Source organism: Pseudonocardia wallangbongensis (genome assembly GCF_054486945.1).
In genome coordinates this window covers 131,739-147,449 of the sequence record NZ_JBRERS010000001.1, presented here as the reverse complement: position 1 = coordinate 147,449, position 15,711 = coordinate 131,739, and the positions used below count along the sequence as shown (strand labels likewise).

The window sequence follows — 15,711 nt, the reverse complement described above, 5'->3', positions numbered from 1 at the left end:
GGAGGAGACACCCATGAGCACCGTCCCCGACGCGGAACGCACACAACCCTTTCCGAACTTCACGCGGGCGCGTACCCACCTGACGTCCGAGCAGGCGCGGCGCTTCGGCGGCATCCGGTGGGGCTCGGCCTTCTTCGGCTGGGTCACCGCCATGGGCATGACGGCGCTGCTGAGTGCCCTCGCGACGGCCGCAGGCGCCGCGCTGGGACTGGTGGACCCGGCCGGCGGCCCCGCCGCCGTGAGCCGGGCGGCGGGCGTGGTGGGCGCGGTCGTCCTCCTCGTGGTCATCCTCGTCGCCTACTACTGCGGGGGCTACGTGGCCGGGCGAATGGCGCGGTTCGCCGGCGCGCGGCAGGGCGTGGCGGTGTGGCTGTGGACGTTGTTCGTCGCGGTGGCCGGGGCGGTGACCGTCACGGTGACCGGCGCCCTCCCGGGGCCGAGCGTCGACGAGCTCGTCCGGCTCCCGATGGGCGGCGGAGTGCTGTCCGCCGGCGCCGCGGCGCTCGCCGTCGGCGTGCTGGTGGTGACGCTGGTCGGCGCGGTGCTCGGCGGTCTCGCCGGGATGCGCTACCACCGCAGGGTCGACCGGGATCTGGCGGCCGCGAGCTAGTGTCCCGAACCGAAAGTCCACCACATAACTCGACGGCCCAGCTTCCGCTGGCCGCACCGGCGAACCGTCCGAGTACGCCCGGTACGAGGCCGGCGCACCCGGCGGAAACCTGGATCCGCCGATTCATGCACCGGACTTCCGGTTCGGGACACTAGCCCACGCCCCAGAGCGCGCAACGGTGGGCCTCGGCGAAGGCGGCGGCGGAGCTGACCGTCGTGGCCGGACCCGGTCCGGTGATCGTGAGCAGGTGGCCCTCGCCGGTCCAGGGCGGCCAGGCGGTGGCCGAGCCAGGGTGACGGTTGGGGTCGCCGGTGGCGGCGAACCCCGCCCACCGGTCCACCAGCTCCACCGCGAGGGGCTGCTGGTCGGCCGTGAGCGCCGTCGGGCCGGGCACGAGGTCGAACAGGTAGGGCATCTCCGCGCCGTGGGGCGAGCCGCCTGCGAGGTCGGGCGGCAGTGCGACGTACGGCGACGGCGCGGCGGGGTCGGCGAGCTCGTAGGCGTACACCGGGCCGCGCTCGGCGAGCGCCCGGTAGTTGACCAGCCCGGGACAGGAGTACGCGCGGTCGGTGATGACGTCCGACCACGCCCGCCCGGGGGAACGGTCCACGGTGGGGTAGGCCGAGCCCGCCTCCGCGGCCCGGGCGGTGGAGGCGCCCGCGAGCAGCGCCTTGAGCCCCGCGTCGGAGATCGGGGTGCCGGCGCGGTCGAAGAACGCGACGGTGAACAGGGTGCCCTCGTCGCGTGTGGTGCCGGCGAGGACGGGGATGCCCGGGCGGGTGTCCCGGTCCACGATCACGTCCGACGGGCGGCGCGGGAGCGTCGGCGTGCCGGTGGCCGGGCTCCAGTAGTAGCCCGCGCCCCCGACGAGCGTCGCCGTGGGAAGCGCGCGCAGGCATGCGAGCACGTCGGTCATGTCCCTGGCCGTGCCCGGGCCGTCGCCCGGGGCGGGGCAGCCGAGTGTGCTCGCCGCCGCCACGCCCGCGGCCTCGAGCAGGGGGAGCGGTTTCCAGGTGTCGCCGGCCGGACCGGAGCTCGGGCGGATGACGTCGACGAGGTCGGTCGCGCCACACTCGCCGCTCTGCATGATCACCCGGTGGAACAGCCCGGTGGACGCGGGCGAGGTGAGGTGGGCGCAGACGCTGTCGGCTCCGGCGGACTGGCCGGCCAGCGTCACGCTGTCCGGGTCGCCGCCGAACGCGGCGATGTTGTGCTGCACCCAGATCAGGGCGGCCCGCTGGTCGAGCAGCCCGAACGAGCCCGACCCCGGCAGTCCCGGCAGGCCGAGGAACCCGAAGATGCCGAGCCGGTAGTTCACGGTGACCACGACGAGGGGGCCCGCCTCGGCGAGGCGGCGCGGGTCGGTGTCGGTGCCCGCACCCGCGTTGAAACCACCGCCGTGGATCCAGACGAGCACCGGCAACCCCGCATCGGCGGTGGTGCCGGCCGGCACGGTGACGTCGAGCGTGAGGCAGTCCTCGGTGTCGCTGCCGGTCGTCAGGTGCGGCGTGCCGGGCGCGGCCGGCAGCTGCGCGCACCGTGCGCCGGGTTCCGTCGCCGGCCGGGTGCCGCTCCACGAAGGTGCCGCGGCCGGGGGTGCGAAGCGCCGCTCGCCCAGCGGCGCGGCCGCGTACGGGACGCCCCGGTAGCGCAGCACCGAACCGTCGGTGGTGCCGAGCAGCTCGCCCTGCTCGACGGCGACGAGCTCGGCGAGCGGGGTCGCGACGGCCGCCACCGGCGCCGTGCACCCGACGACGCCCAGCGCGATGGCCAGCCCGGCGGCGCAGTGGAGGAGGCCGCTGCGCATTGCTGCTACCGGGTCAGCTCAGGACCGCCTTGTCGATGGTGACCGGCTCGACCGGAGCGCCGTCCGTGGCGTCGCGGCTCTGGTCCTGGCCCTTGTTGGCGATCCCGTCGACCACCTGCAGCCCCTCGGCGCCGATGGTGCCGAAGGCGGTGTACTGCGGCGGCAGCTGGGCGTCGCCGTAGACCATGAAGAACTGGCTGCCGTTGGTGTTCGCGCCGGCGTTCGCCATGGCGAGCACGCCGCGCCCGTACGTCAGCTCGGGGAAGACCTCGTCCGCGAACGTGTAGCCGGGCCCACCGCTGCCGGTACCGGACGGGTCACCGCACTGGAGCACCTGCAGCGAGGCGCCCGTGGTGAGCCGGTGGCAGGTGGTGCCGTCGTAGTAGGCCTGCCGGACGAGGCTCTCGAAGCTGTTCACCGCGCAGGGTGCGAGCGCCCGGTCGAGCGTGAGCGGCACGGCGCCCGCGCTCGTCTGCAGGGTGACGGCCACGGTGCCCTGCGAGCTGACGTCGCCGCCCGGCGGCGGCTGGACCGGCTTGGCCGCCGGCTCGCTCCCCGCCGGGTAGTCGCACGTGACGCTGGCAGGCAGCGGCGTGGGCCGCGCGGGCGCCGCGGCGGGCTCGGTCGGGATCGAGTCCGGGACCCCCGCGGCGGCGGGCGCGGACGTCGGGTTGGGGGCGTCGGCGGGCGGCGCGGCGCTGTCGTCACCACCACCGGGCAGGCCGACGGTGGACAGCAGCACCACGGCCACTACGACCACGACGACGACGGACGCGGACGTGATGATCGCGGTGCGCTGCCGGCGCCGCACCCGCTCGGCCCGTCGCTGCTGCTGGTGCTCCAGCTTGCGCTTGGCCGCCTCACGTCGCATCTGGTTGGTCGACACCGACACTCCCTCACTTCCGCCGATCGGCGCAGGATAGCGATCGACCCTGAGAGACTTCGGTGAGGTCGTGTCCCTCTACCCTGGAGACGTGCTCGTCGCAGGATTTCCCGCCGGTTCGTTCCAGACCAACTGCTACGTGGTGGCAGCGGGTCCGGGCGAGGCGTGCGTCGTGGTCGACCCCGGCCAGGACGCCGCCCCGCCCTTGGACGCCTTGCTCGCCGAGCATCGGCTCACGCCGGTCGCGGTCCTGCTGACCCACGGCCATTTCGACCACACGTTCAGCGTGGCGCCGGTGTGCGACGGGCACGACGTACCGGCCTGGATCCACCCGGACGACCGCGATCTGCTCGCCGACCCGCTGAAGGGACTCTCGGCCGATGCGGCTGCGCTCTTCGGTGGGCGGCTGGAGCTGCGGGAGCCGCGGGAGGTGCGCGCCCTCGCCGACGGCGCCGCGCTCGACCTGGCCGGGCTCACCCTGCGCGTCGACCACACGCCGGGCCACACCCGGGGCTCCGTCGTGTTCACCACCCCCACCGAGGAGGGCGTCGATGTCGTGCTGGCCGGTGACACGCTCTTCGCCGGGTCGATCGGGCGCACCGACCTGCCCGGCGGCGACCACGAGCAGATGCTCGCGAGCCTGCGGGACAAGCTGCTGACCAGGGCCGACGACACGGTCGTGCTGCCCGGCCACGGCCCCACCACCACGGTGGGGCGAGAACGGGCGTCCAACCCGTTCCTGCAGGGCATGGACGTGCCGGCGAGGGGGAGGGGGTTGTGACGGCGCTGGAGGAGAAGGTGACCGCCTTCGCGGCGCCCAAGGGAATCCCGGAGTACTACCCGCCCGAGTCGGCCGGGTTCGCGCACGTGCGCGCCACCCTCGAGGCTGCCGCGGACCGGGCCGGGTACGGGCTGCTGGAGCTGCCCGTCTTCGAGGACACCGCGCTCTACGCCCGCGGCGTCGGCGAGTCCACCGACGTCGTGAGCAAGGAGATGTACACGTTCGCCGACCGCGGCGACCGGTCCGTCACGCTGCGGCCGGAGGGCACCGCGGGCGTCGTCCGGGCGGTGATCGAGCACGGCCTGGACCGGCACGGCCTGCCGGTGAAGCTGCGCTACGCGGGCCCGTTCTTCCGCTACGAGCGGCCGCAGGCCGGCCGGTACCGGCAGCTGCAACAGGTGGGCGTCGAGGCGATCGGCGTGGACGACCCGGCGCTGGACGCCGAGGTGATCGCGATCGCCGACGAGGGGTTCCGCGCGCTCGGGCTCACCGGCTACCGGCTGGAGATCACCTCCCTGGGCGACGCCGAGTGCCGCCCCGAGTACGGGCGGCTGCTGCGCGAGTTCCTGGCCGGCCTGCCGCTCGACGAGCCCACCCGGGCCCGCGCGCAGCTCAACCCGCTGCGGGTGCTCGACGACAAGCGACCCGAGGTGCGGGAGCTGCTCACCGCCGCGCCGCTGCTGGTCGACCACCTGTCGCCGGCCTCGGCCGAGCACCACGCGGCCGTCAAGCAGCACCTCGACGACCTCGCCGTGCCCTACACCGAGAACCCGCGGATGGTGCGCGGCCTGGACTACTACACGAAGACCACGTTCGAGTTCGTGCACGACGGGCTCGGTGCGCAGTCCGGCATCGGCGGCGGCGGCCGCTACGACGGCCTGATGGCCACGCTGGGCGGGCAGCCGCTGTCGGGCGTCGGGTTCGGGCTCGGCGTCGACCGCACGCTGCTCGCCTGCCGGGCGGAGGGCGTCACGCCCTGGTCGGAGGCCCGCTGCGAGGTGTTCGGCGTGCCGCTGGGCGGTACCGCCAAGCGCCGGCTCGTCGGGCTGGCGGCGCAGCTGCGCCGCGCAGGCGTCCGCGTCGACCTCGCCTACGGCGGCCGGGGCCTCAAGGGGGCCATGAAGGCCGCCGACCGTTCCGGCGCCCGCCTCGCCCTCGTCCTGGGTGAACGCGACCTGGAGGCCGGGACCATCGGGGTGAAGGACCTGGCAACGGGCGACCAGCAGGCCGTCGCCCTCGACGCGGCCGTCGACACGGTGGTCGCGGCGCTGGCCTGACGGCGTCCGTGCAGTGTCGTCGGCGAAGGCATCACACATGAACTCCGGTGCTCGCATACCAACTGCAGTTCATGTGCGAGCACCGAAGTTGGTGTGTGACGAGCCGGGTCAGTCCGCTCGGGGGGACATGCCGCGCCAGAGGAGGTCCGTCAGCGCCTCGGCCTGGCTGCGCCAGTCGCCGTGCGGGTCGAGCTGGAGCAGGCCGAAGAGGCCACGCAGCACGGTCTCCGGTTTCAGGTCGGCGCGCACGGTGCCCGCCTCGACGTTGGCGGCGAGCAGGGTGGCCACCGCGCCGGCGATGGCCTCGTAGGCCTTGCCTGCGACGTCCTCATGGGGGCTCGTGGCGGAGCGCAGGGCGTCGCCGAGGCCGCGCTTGGTCATCATGTAGCGGGCGAGGTGATCGGTGGTCCACCCCTGGAACGCCTCCTGGGGGGACCTCTCCCGCAGCAGGGTGGGGACGACGTCGATCAGGTGCTGCACCTCCCGGCGGTAGACCGCCAGCACGAGCGCCTCCGGCGTCGGGAAGTGCCGGTAGACGGTGCCGACGCCGACGCCCGCCTTCTTGGCGATGGCGTTGAACGAGAGCTCGCCCGAGCAGGTCAGCGCCGTGGCCGCCGCGACGAGGATGCGCTCGTTGTTGCGTCGGGTGTCCGCACGCCTGGGGCTCACCGACCCCGTCGTCATCGTCGTCACCTCCCGGCTGGTCCCCGCACGGTAATCGACGCGCTGCGGGGCCGGCACGTTGCTGAGCGGATAAGTATCCGCTACGGTGGCGGCATCGACCGGATAGTCATCCGGTTCCAGCGTACGAGCTCGACGAGCCACCACCACAACCGACCGGGAAGAAGTCCCGTGCAGATCTGCATCGAAGTGAATGGCAGTACCGAGAACCTCGACGTCGAACCGGGCGTCACGCTGCTCGACGCGCTGCGCGAGCGGCTGGACGTCACCGGTCCCAAGAAGGGATGCGACCGCGGCCAGTGCGGCGCATGCACGGTGCACGTGGGCGGCCGCCCGGTGCTGTCGTGCCTGACGCTCGCCGCCACCGTGCGGGAGCCGGTGACCACCGTGGACGGGCTCGCCACCGGCGACGAGCTGCACCCGGTGCAGCAGGCGTTCGTCGACCAGGACGCGCTGCAATGCGGGTTCTGCACGTCCGGCCAGATCATGTCCGCCGTCGCCGCGGTGGAGCAGGACGTCGCGGACGTGCGGGAGTTCATGTCCGGCAACATCTGCCGCTGCGCCGCCTACCCGAACATCGTGGCGGCGATCAACCAGGCGGCCGACCAGGTGAGGCGGGCCGATGCGTCCGTTTGAGCTGACCGCCCCCGCCACCGTCGAGGACGCGCTGGCCGAGCCGGGCACGTTCCTCGCCGGCGGCACCACCCTGGTCGACCTGATGAAGCTCAACGTGCTGACGCCGCAGCACGTGCTCGACATCAACGCGCTGCCCCTGCGCGGCATCGACACCGGCGACGGCCTGCGGCTGGGCGCGCTGGAGCGGATGGGCGACGTCGCGCGGCACCCCGGCGTGTACCCCGCCGTGTCGCGTGCCCTGCTGCAGAGCGCGTCCCAGCAGCTGCGCAACATGGCCAGCATCGGCGGGAACCTCCTGCAGCGCACGCGCTGCACCTACTTCCGCGACGTGGCGATGCCGTGCAACAGGCGGGAACCGGGCAGCGGCTGCCCGGCCCGCTCGGGCGCCAACCGGATGCACGCCGTCCTCGGCGCGAGCGACTCGTGCGTGGCGACGCACGCCAGCGACGTCGCGGTCGCCCTCGTCGCCCTGGACGCGCGCGTCACGCTGGCCGGCGCCGACGGGACCCGGACGGTGGAGCTGGCCGACTTCTACCGGCTGCCCGGCGACACGCCGCAGGTGGAGAACGACCTGCGGCCCGGCGAGCTGATCACCGAGGTCGTGGTGCCGCGGCTCGACTGGGCGGCCAACTCCACCTACGTGAAGGTGCGCGACCGCCAGTCGTACGAGTTCGCGCTGTGCTCGGCCGCGGTCGCGCTGGACGTGCGCGACTCCCGCATCGTCGACGCCCGGGTGGCCGTCGGCGGGGTGGCGACGGTGCCGTGGCGCCTGCACGGGGTCGAAGCGGCCCTGCGGGGCGCACCGGTGTCGCAGGCCGCCTTCGAGGACGCCGCGGCCGTCGCGACCGAAGGCGCCGCGCCGCTGTCCGGGAACGGCTACAAGCTGCCGCTGATGCGGCGCACGATCGTCCGGGCGCTGCTGGAACTCACCGAAGGGAACCGCGCATGACCAGCCGCATCGACGGTCCGCTGAAGGTCACCGGCCGGGCGCGGTACGGGCTGGACCACAACTTCCCCGGCATGCTCCACGGCTACGTGGTGACCAGCACGATCGCGGGCGGCGAGATCGTCGCCATGGACGTGACCGCCGCCAAGGGCGCTCCCGGCGTGGTCGCCGTCTACTCGCCGTTCGACCCGCTGACGCTGCGCAGGCCGAACAGCCCGATGCTGGGTGAGACCTGGGTGCCGCTGCAGGACCGGGACGTCGCCTACTACGGGCAGCCCATCGGCTTCGTCGTGGCGCAGACCTACGAGCAGGCCCGCGACGCGGCGATGCTCGTGGAGGTCTCCTACGACGAGCGGCCGGCCCGCACGACGCTCCAGGACAACCTCGACCGGGCCGAGGACGGGCCGCCCGCCATGGACGGGACGCCGCCGACGCACGCCGTGCTCGCCCCGGGCGTGGAGTCCATCGAGGACGCGCTGGCCGCGAGCCAGGTCGTGGTCGAGGGCACCTACTCCACCGCGGCCCAGAACCACGCGGCGATGGAGCCGCACTCCGCGGTCGCGCTCTGGGACGACGACGGTCTGACGATCTACAGCGGCAACCAGGGGGCGAGCTTCCAGCAGGAGGACATGGCCGCCGCGCTCGAGGTCGAGCCGTCCTCGGTGCACACGATCAACCCGTTCGTGGGTGGCGCGTTCGGCGGGAAGGGCAGCACCTCGGTCCCGGCGTTGCTGGCGGCGGCCGCGGCCCGGGCCCTCGGCCGGCCGGTCAAGGCGGCGCTGAGCCGGGAGCAGGTCTTCACCGCCACCGCCAACCGCGCGGAGACGTTGCAGAAGATCGCGCTCGGCGCCGACCGGGACGGCACGCTGAACGCGGTGCGCCACGACTCGTGGTGCAGCGCGGCGCTGGACAGGTCGTTCGTGGAGCAGACCTCGCACACCACGTCGGGGGAGTGGTACGCCACCCGCAACCTGGCCATCAGCCAGAAGGTGGTGCCGCTGAACATCCCGCGGACCACGTTCATGCGGGCCCCGGGCGAGGCGCCCGGGTCGTTCGCACTGGAGAGCGCGATCGACGAGCTGGCCGTCGCGCTGGACATGGACCCGATCGAGCTGCGGCTGCGCAACAGCTCGACCGGCCCGGTCGGCAGCGACCTGCAGTGGTCGAGCAAGTACCTCGACGACTGCTACCGGATCGGCGCCGAGCGCTTCGGCTGGTCCGGCCGCTCGGCCACCGGCCGCGAGGACGGCGACTGGCAGGTCGGGATGGGCATGGCGACGGCGTTCTTCCCGGCACTGCGGTTCCCGGCCACCACCGAGATCACGCTGCGGGCCGACGACACGGCCGTGGTCTCGGTCGGCGGCGCGGACCCGGGCACCGGGCTGCTGACCGTGATGGCGCTGATCGGCGCCGAGTCGCTGGACATCGCCGTGGAGCGGATCACGCCGCGCCTGGGGCGCTCCGCGTACCCGCCGGGCGGGCTGTCCGGCGGCTCGACCGCCACGGCCAGCGTGGGCTCGGCGATCATGATCGCCGCGTCGGCGGTGATCGACGACCTGCAGGCCCTCGCCGGCGCGCCGGGTGCGCCGTTCGAGGGCCAGGACGTGACCTACGCGGACGGGCGGGTCCTGGCCGGCGGCCGGTCGATGACCTTCGGCGAGCTGCTGACCGCGCTTCACCAGGAGTCGGTCTCGGCGAGCGGCTCGTCCGCGCCCGGCGAGGAGCTCACCAAGCACTCGTTCAGCTCGTGGGGCGCCCAGTTCTGCGAGGTCCGGGTGCACAGGTGGACGCGTGAGGCGCGCGTGTCCCGCATGCTCGGCGTGTTCGACGCGGGCCGGATCATCAACGAGAAGGCGGCCCGCAGCCAGCTGATGGGCGGCATGATCTGGGGCGTCTCCGCGGCGCTGCACGAGGGGCTGGAGGTCGAGGAGAACGGCCGGTTCGCCAACGCCGACCTGGCCGGATACCTGGTGCCGGTCAACGCCGACATCCCCGATGTCGACGTGCACTTCGTGCAGCACCCGGACACGCTGCACAACCCGGTGGGTGCCCGGGGCGTCGGCGAGATCGGCACGGTCGGCATGGCCGCGGCCGTAGCCAACGCCATCCACAACGCCATCGGTGTCCGCGTCCGGCACATCCCGATCACGATCGAGGACCTCCTGGACTGAGCCGCAGCCTCCCCGATGCCAGCATGGTGGCCATACTTGCGTCTTATCGCAGTATGGCCACCATGCTGGCGTTGGAGCGGGGCCTAGCGGCCATGCCCTCGGCACTAGCGTTGTCGCGGTGACCGACGCCGACCGGGAGCGCTGGGATGCACGCCATGTCGTCGCTGTGGCGGCGGGTGCGGTGGGACCTGCTCCGCCCGACGCGCTGCGCGGCCGCACGGACCTGCTTCCCCCGGGCGGCCGGGCGCTCGACGTGGCCTGCGGCCGCGGCACCGTGGCCGTCTGGCTGGCGGCGCGGGGGTTCGCCGTGGACGCGGTGGACGTCTCCCCGGTCGCGCTGGATGCCGGGCGTGAGCTCGCCGCGCGGGAAGGCGTGACCGTGCGGTGGATGCGCCACGACCTCGATTCCGGGCTGCCGGGCGGGGCCTACGACCTGGTCGTGTGCCAGCGGTTCCGCGACCCCGCCCGGTACCCGGAGCTGGCCGCCCGGCTCGCGCCGGGCGGGCTGCTCGTCGTGACCGTGCTGTCCGAGGTGGGGGAGGGGCCCGGCCCGTTCCGCGCCCCCGCCGGTGAGCTGCGCGCGGCGTTCGGTGCGCTCGAGGTGCTGCACCACGTCGAGCGCGACGGCGAGGCGAGCCTGGTGGCCAGGGTCAGCGGGCCCGGGTCGGAGCCAGCCCGTCCGTGAAGTCGGCGTCCTTGGTCTCGCGCAGCGGGACCAGGCAGACGATGCAGATCACCGCGATCACCACGACGTACGCCGACACCGCCGCGCTCGACCCGGTCCGGGCCAGCAGGTCGGTGGCCACGAGCGGGCTGATCCCGCCGCCGACGATCCCGCTCGCGCTGTAGGCGAACGAGGCGCCCGAGTACCGGTAGCGCACCCGGAACAGCTCCGGCAGGAACGCGCCCATCGGCCCGTACAGCATCGCGAAGCAGAGCAGCCCACCGGTCATGCCGAGCGTGATCAGCAAGGGTTGCCCGCTGTCGACCAGCCAGAAGAGCGGGAACGCCCACACCGCCGCGAGCACCGCCGCCGCGAGGCAGAGCCGTTTGCGGCCGTAGCGGTCGGACTGCACGGCGAACCACAGCGTGGCCGCCCCCATGATCGCCACGGCCACCATCGCGGCCAGCAGCATCGTGGTGCGGTCCACGTGCAGGGTCTTGGTGCCGTAGGACAGCGTGAACGTGGTGACCGTGTAGAAGAGCGTGTGCGCGAGGATGAACGACAGCGTCGCGAGCACCAGCACCATCGGCTGGCTGCGCAGCAGGTCGGCGAACGGCACGCGGGAGCGCTCCTGCCGGTCCATCGCGGCCTGGAACACCGGGGTCTCGGCGATCCGCATCCGGATGTAGTAGCCCACCACGAGCAGCACGGCCGAGGCGAGGAACGGGATGCGCCACCCGATCGTGCGGAAGGTCTCGTCGGACATCGTCGCGTCCAGCAGCAGGAAGAGCCCGTTCCCGAGCACGAACCCCACCGCAGGGCCCAGCTGGGGGAACGCCGAGTAGAGGCCGCGCTTGCCGGGCGGGGCGTACTCGGTGGCGAGCAGCACCGCGCCGCCCCACTCGCCGCCCAGCCCGATGCCCTGCAGGAACCGGGCGATCACCAGCAGGATCGGGGCGAGCACCCCGATGCTGTCGTACGACGGGATCAGGCCGACCGCCACCGTGGCCCCACCCATCAGCACCAGCGAGACGATGAGCATCCGCTTGCGGCCGATCCGGTCGCCGAAGTGCCCGAAGAGGATCGCGCCCAGCGGTCGGGCGATGAACCCCACGGCGAACGTGGCGAGCGAGGCGAGCGTGCCGGCGAGCGGGGAGAACGACGGGAAGAACACCGCGCCGAACAGGAGTGCCGCCGCCGTGCCGTAGATGTAGAAGTCGTAGAACTCGATCGCGGTGCCGATGAAGCTGGCGACCGCGATACGCCGACCGGACGGTGTGGCTGCGCTCATCGGCCTAGTGTGGATGCCGTCGGGTCCCAGCCCTCCGGCAGGGCCGGGCCGATCTCCACCGTGCTCGCGAGCTCCACCGGCGCCCCGCGGTCGGCCGCCTCGATGGTGGAGATCATGACGTCCAGGACGTGCTCGCCCAGCTCGCCGGACGCGCGCTCGGGCCGTCCGGCGCGTACCGCGCGGGCCAGCTCGAGCACCCCCGTGCCGCGCGTGGCCCGCGCGGCGACGGCCGGGACGGTGAGCACCTCGCCGTCCATGCGGTGCACGACGATCTCCCCGGCGAACGTGTTCGGGTCGGGCACGGCGATCGTGCCCTCCGTGCCGGCGATCTCGATCTGCTTCCGCTTCACCGCCGAGTCGAAGCTGAAGAGGCTCTGCGCGCTCGCCCCGCCGGCGAACCGGTAGATCGCGCCGACGTGGGTCGGCACGGTGACGTCGAAACGCTCCCCCGCCCGTGGCCCCGAGCCGATCGTGCGCACGGCCCGCGCCCGGGAGGTGACCGCCGAGACCTGCGAGACCGGGCCGAGCAGCTGGACGAGCGCGGTGAGGTAGTAGGGACCGAGGTCGAACAGCGGGCCCGCGCCCTCGGAGAACAGGAAGTCCGGGTTGGGGTGCCACGACTCCGGTCCCGGGCCCTGCAGGAGGGTGAGGGCGGTGAGCGGGGTGCCGATCGCGCCGGACTCGACGAGCCGGCGCGCGGCCTGGATGCCGGGACCGAGGAACGTGTCCGGCGCGGTCGCCACGCGCAGCCCGCTCGCCCGGGCGGTGTCGAGCAGCGTGCGGGTGCTGCGGCGGTCGAGGCCGATCGGCTTCTCGTTCCACACGTGTTTCCCGGCGGCGACGGCCTGCAACGCGACGTCGACGTGCGCCTGCGGCACCGTGAGGTTGACGACGAGCTCGACGTCGTCGTCGGCCAGCACGCCGGCCACCGGGCCGCCGCGGGCCACGCCGAACGCGGTGGCCTGCGCACGGGCCCGGTCGGAGTCCAGGTCGCCGACGACGCGGACGTCGAGGTCGGGCAGCGCGGTCAGGTTGCGCAGGTACTCCGTGCTGATCACGCCGGCGCCGATGACGCCGACCCGGACCGGGCCCGACCCGTTCGCACCGGTCATGCGAGGCCCTCGGCCCGCAGCCACGCGACGCTGTCGGCGACGGCCCGGAACCGGTCGCCGCGGGTGTCGTCGAGCTCGACGACCCGCAGCGCGTCCGGGGCGGCGCCGAGGATCTCGCGGACCGGGAGGCCGCCCTGCCCGACCGGCACCTGGTCGGCCGGGTCCGGCGTGGCGGGTCCGTCCTTGACGTGCACGGCCGTGACCCGCTCCCCGAGCCGCTTCAGGAGCGCCACCGGGTCCTGCCCGCCGACCGCCGCCCAGTACGTGTCGACCTCCAGCACCACCGCCTCGTCGAGGTGCCCGGCGAGGAGCTCGAGCGCGGGCGTGCCGTACAGGACGATCTCCAGCTCCTGGGCGTGGTTGTGGTACCCGAGGCGCACCCCGTGCTTCGCGGCGACGGCGGCCGCGGCGTTGAGGTCTGCGGCGACGGCGGCGACCCCGTCCGCGGTCTCGAAGCGCTCCCGGTCGATCCGCGGGTCGAACACGGTCCTCACCCCGAGCGCGGCCGCCGTGGCGAAGATCTCCTCCTCCGCCCCGGTGCCGACGACGTGCTGGTGCGCCGTGGGCGCCGTGAGCCCGCTCGCCGCGAGCGCCGGGCCCAGCTGCGCGGCGTGGTCGGTGAGCCGGAAGGGCTCGACGTGGTCGAGGCCCAGCCCCGCCAGGCGGTCGAGGGTGCCGGGCAGGTCCTCGGCCAGCAGTTCGCGGACCGTGTAGAGCTGAACGGAGAGGGGAGTCACGGTCCGAGGATCACCGCTGGTGGGCGTCCGGGGCAAGCGTTGTCCCAGGGGACGGACGCCGCGTCAGCCGGCTTTCCCGGCAGCGGGCACGGTCTCCCGCACCGCCACCGCCGCCGCCAGCGCCGTGGTGATCGGCACCGACGCCACGAGGCCGATGCTGCCGACGAGGGTCCGCACGATCTCGGTGCCGACGTCCTGGGACGTGACGATGTCGCCGAACGCCCGCCCGGACAGCGAGAACAGCAGCAGCAGCGGCAGCGCCGCACCGGCGTAGGCGAGCACGAGGGTGTTCACGGCGGAGGCGACGTGGTCGCGCCCGATCCGCATCGCCGCCGTGAACAGGCGGCGCGCGCTCAGCTCGGGGTTGGCGTGGCGCAGCTCCCACACCGCGCTCGTTTGGGTGACCGTGACGTCGTCGAGCACACCGAGCGCGCCGATCACGACCCCGGCGAGGAGGAGCCCGCGCGCGTCGACGCCGGTGCCGAGCGTGGCGATGAGGTTGCTCGTCTGGTCGTCGAGGCCGGTGAGCCGGGCCGCCACGGAGAACCCGGCTCCGAGCGCGCCGATGAGCGCGAGTGAGAGCAGCGTGCCGAGCACGGCCGTGGACGTGCGGGCGGACGGGCCGTGGGTGAGGTACAGGACCGCGAACATGATCAGACAAGCGCCGACCACCGCGACGGCCAGGGGGTCGCGGCCGGCGAGGATCGCCGGGACCACGAAGAACAGCAGCACCACGAAGCCGAGACCCAGGGCGGCGAGCGCCGCGAGCCCCCGCCACCGCCCCAGCACGAGCACCGCCACGGCGAACAGGCCCGCGAGCCATACCAGCGGGGTGCCCCGCTGGAAGTCCACGACCTGGTAGGAGCCGGCGTCGTCCGCGTCGGCGCCGGACCAGCTCAGCACGACCTGGTCGCCCACCCCGAACGTCGGCGTGCCCGGCTCCACCGGCACCACCTGCACGAGATCCCGGCCGGGGCGTGGCCCGTCCGCCATGTGCACGACCAGCGCGACACAACCGCCGCTGCCGGAGCCGGGTGAGCAGTCGGCCGGGGTGGTGGCCGTGACCTGGGCCCGCACCGGCTGCTGGCTGCCCGGGCGGGCGGTGTCGGGCGGGCCGCCGGTGGGCCAGAGCAGGACGAGCCCGACGAGCGTGGCGAGCGCGCAGGGAACCAGCAGGGCGGCGATGAGGATCCGCACCCTGCGCCCGGCGGGACGCGCCGGCCCGTGCCCGTGCCCGTGTCCGTGCCCCGGCGTGGGGTCGTCCGGCGTTCGCCGCACCAGCCGGTCGGCCCAGGCGGGCAGCGCGAACGGCAGCGGCACACCGAACACCCTCGGCCGGCCGGGCGGCTCGTCCGCGTCCGCCTCCGCGGTGGCGCGGGCCTCGTCGTGGCGCCCCAGCACCTCCGGCGTCATCGCGGGAGTCTCGGTGGTGGTCTCGACGAAGAGCTCGGCGGGCGCGCCGGGCGGGTCACCCGGGCGGCGGTCGGGCATGGCGGCCGGTGGGACGGCGGCGACGGGGCCCCGGCCGGGGCGGTGGGGCAGGCCGCCGACCCGGGGGCGGTCGGGGCGGTCGGGGGGTGGCCCAGCCGGCTCGGGGCCGGCCTCGACGTCGCCGTCGAACTCGGCGGCCCTGGGCCGAAGCGGGGCGGGCTCGAAGCGGTCACGCTCGGACGGGCCTGCGTAGGGGTCGGCCGCATACGGATCGTCGTGATGGTTGCGGGCGTACCGGGTGTCCGGGTAGCCGTCGTCGCGGCGCCGGGCCCCGCGCTCGGGCGCCGCACCGCGCGGGTCGCCGGGCCGGTCGTCGCCGTTCCAGCCGTCGGCCCAGGCACCGTCGGCCCAGGTCTCGCTGCCGCTGTGCCAGTCGTCGTACGCGCTCTCGTCGCGGGTCGCCGGGCCGCGGGTCACCGGCCGGCCGCCCATCGCGTGGCGCGGGCGGTCGGGTGGGCGGCCGGGCTGGTGGACGGCGGGGAAACCGACCTCCGGTGTCCGTGGCGGCTCGGCGGGCCGTTCGGTCCGGTGCCGGCCGGGCGCGCGTCGGGCACGCACCACGCCGGTGGTCTGGTCCGGATCGTCAGCGGGCACGCTTCCATCCTGTCAACGCATGCGGCGTGC

Annotated in this window: 14 protein-coding genes; 7 read left to right on the top strand and 7 right to left on the bottom strand. The window is 74.2% G+C overall.

The window, feature by feature from the left end:
* Positions 1–13 precede the first annotated feature (13 nt).
* The gene (locus ACU436_RS00720) at positions 14–610 is read left to right on the top strand and encodes a hypothetical protein (protein WP_459020644.1); all 597 of its coding nucleotides are present in this window, start codon (positions 14–16) and stop codon (positions 608–610) included.
* 151 nt (positions 611–761) lie between these two features.
* Here the strand turns inward: ACU436_RS00720 and ACU436_RS00715 are convergent, their stop codons facing one another.
* Both ACU436_RS00715 and ACU436_RS00710 read right to left on the bottom strand, forming a co-directional pair.
* Positions 762–2,417, bottom strand: coding sequence for a carboxylesterase/lipase family protein (locus ACU436_RS00715; RefSeq protein WP_459020643.1), 1,656 nt, complete (start codon positions 2,415–2,417; stop codon positions 762–764).
* A 13-nt stretch (positions 2,418–2,430) separates the two neighbouring features.
* Complete coding sequence (locus ACU436_RS00710) at positions 2,431–3,303, bottom strand: peptidylprolyl isomerase (RefSeq protein ID WP_459020642.1); 873 nt, start codon at positions 3,301–3,303, stop codon at positions 2,431–2,433.
* An 88-nt stretch (positions 3,304–3,391) separates the two neighbouring features.
* Between ACU436_RS00710 and ACU436_RS00705 the strand changes: the two genes are divergently transcribed.
* Together ACU436_RS00705 and hisS are read left to right on the top strand one after the other, a co-directional pair.
* Entirely contained in the window at positions 3,392–4,081 is a 690-nt protein-coding gene (locus ACU436_RS00705; RefSeq protein ID WP_459020641.1) for an MBL fold metallo-hydrolase, read from the top strand.
* Positions 4,082–4,098: 17 nt separating this feature from the next.
* Positions 4,099–5,358 (top strand): histidine--tRNA ligase, encoded by a 1,260-nt coding sequence (hisS, locus tag ACU436_RS00700; RefSeq protein ID WP_459022571.1) that lies wholly within the window; start codon positions 4,099–4,101, stop codon positions 5,356–5,358.
* A 108-nt stretch (positions 5,359–5,466) separates the two neighbouring features.
* On the opposite strand, the gene ACU436_RS00695 is transcribed toward hisS, so the two are convergent.
* Positions 5,467–6,042 (bottom strand): TetR/AcrR family transcriptional regulator, encoded by a 576-nt coding sequence (locus tag ACU436_RS00695; protein WP_459020640.1) that lies wholly within the window; start codon positions 6,040–6,042, stop codon positions 5,467–5,469.
* Between the two features lie 168 nt (positions 6,043–6,210).
* Here ACU436_RS00695 and ACU436_RS00690 point away from each other — a divergent pair, with 168 nt between their 5' ends.
* The 4 genes from ACU436_RS00690 (at position 6,211) to ACU436_RS00675 (ending at position 10,477) form a co-directional block, all read left to right on the top strand.
* A complete protein-coding gene (locus tag ACU436_RS00690; protein WP_459020639.1) occupies positions 6,211–6,675 on the top strand; it encodes a (2Fe-2S)-binding protein in 465 nt (154 codons plus the stop codon).
* On the top strand, positions 6,662–7,624 hold the full coding sequence (locus ACU436_RS00685; protein WP_459020638.1) for an FAD binding domain-containing protein: 963 nt from the start codon (positions 6,662–6,664) through the stop codon (positions 7,622–7,624). The genes ACU436_RS00690 and ACU436_RS00685 overlap by 14 nt, the downstream gene beginning before the upstream one ends.
* Positions 7,621–9,792 (top strand): xanthine dehydrogenase family protein molybdopterin-binding subunit, encoded by a 2,172-nt coding sequence (locus ACU436_RS00680; protein ID WP_459020637.1) that lies wholly within the window; start codon positions 7,621–7,623, stop codon positions 9,790–9,792. Before ACU436_RS00685 ends, ACU436_RS00680 begins: the two co-directional genes overlap by 4 nt.
* Before the next feature lie 118 nt (positions 9,793–9,910).
* Positions 9,911–10,477, top strand: coding sequence for a class I SAM-dependent methyltransferase (locus ACU436_RS00675; protein ID WP_459020636.1), 567 nt, complete (start codon positions 9,911–9,913; stop codon positions 10,475–10,477).
* On the opposite strand, the gene ACU436_RS00670 is transcribed toward ACU436_RS00675, so the two are convergent.
* The 4 genes from ACU436_RS00670 to ACU436_RS00655 form a co-directional block, all read right to left on the bottom strand.
* The gene (locus ACU436_RS00670; protein ID WP_459020635.1) at positions 10,443–11,747 is read right to left on the bottom strand and encodes an MFS transporter; all 1,305 of its coding nucleotides are present in this window, start codon (positions 11,745–11,747) and stop codon (positions 10,443–10,445) included. The genes ACU436_RS00675 and ACU436_RS00670 overlap by 35 nt on opposite strands.
* The gene (locus tag ACU436_RS00665) at positions 11,744–12,859 is read right to left on the bottom strand and encodes a Gfo/Idh/MocA family protein (RefSeq protein WP_459020634.1); all 1,116 of its coding nucleotides are present in this window, start codon (positions 12,857–12,859) and stop codon (positions 11,744–11,746) included. The genes ACU436_RS00670 and ACU436_RS00665 overlap by 4 nt, the downstream gene beginning before the upstream one ends.
* On the bottom strand, positions 12,856–13,596 hold the full coding sequence (locus ACU436_RS00660) for a sugar phosphate isomerase/epimerase family protein (RefSeq protein ID WP_459020633.1): 741 nt from the start codon (positions 13,594–13,596) through the stop codon (positions 12,856–12,858). The genes ACU436_RS00665 and ACU436_RS00660 overlap by 4 nt, the downstream gene beginning before the upstream one ends.
* Positions 13,597–13,659: 63 nt before the next feature.
* A complete protein-coding gene (locus ACU436_RS00655; protein WP_459020632.1) occupies positions 13,660–15,681 on the bottom strand; it encodes a YibE/F family protein in 2,022 nt (673 codons plus the stop codon).
* Between the last annotated feature and the right edge of the window lie 30 nt (positions 15,682–15,711).

Bases quoted from the DNA above. Each gene is read 5' to 3' on its own strand.
- ACU436_RS00720 (WP_459020644.1), top strand. From the start codon at position 14: ATGAGCACCGTCCCCGACGCGGAACGCACACAACCCTTTCCGAACTTC.
- ACU436_RS00715 (WP_459020643.1), bottom strand. From the start codon at position 2,417: ATGCGCAGCGGCCTCCTCCACTGCGCCGCCGGGCTGGCCATCGCGCTG.
- ACU436_RS00695 (WP_459020640.1), bottom strand. From the start codon at position 6,042: ATGACGACGGGGTCGGTGAGCCCCAGGCGTGCGGACACCCGACGCAAC.
- ACU436_RS00685 (WP_459020638.1), top strand. From the start codon at position 6,662: ATGCGTCCGTTTGAGCTGACCGCCCCCGCCACCGTCGAGGACGCGCTG.
- ACU436_RS00680 (WP_459020637.1), top strand. From the start codon at position 7,621: ATGACCAGCCGCATCGACGGTCCGCTGAAGGTCACCGGCCGGGCGCGG.
- ACU436_RS00670 (WP_459020635.1), bottom strand. From the start codon at position 11,747: ATGAGCGCAGCCACACCGTCCGGTCGGCGTATCGCGGTCGCCAGCTTC.
- ACU436_RS00665 (WP_459020634.1), bottom strand. From the start codon at position 12,859: ATGACCGGTGCGAACGGGTCGGGCCCGGTCCGGGTCGGCGTCATCGGC.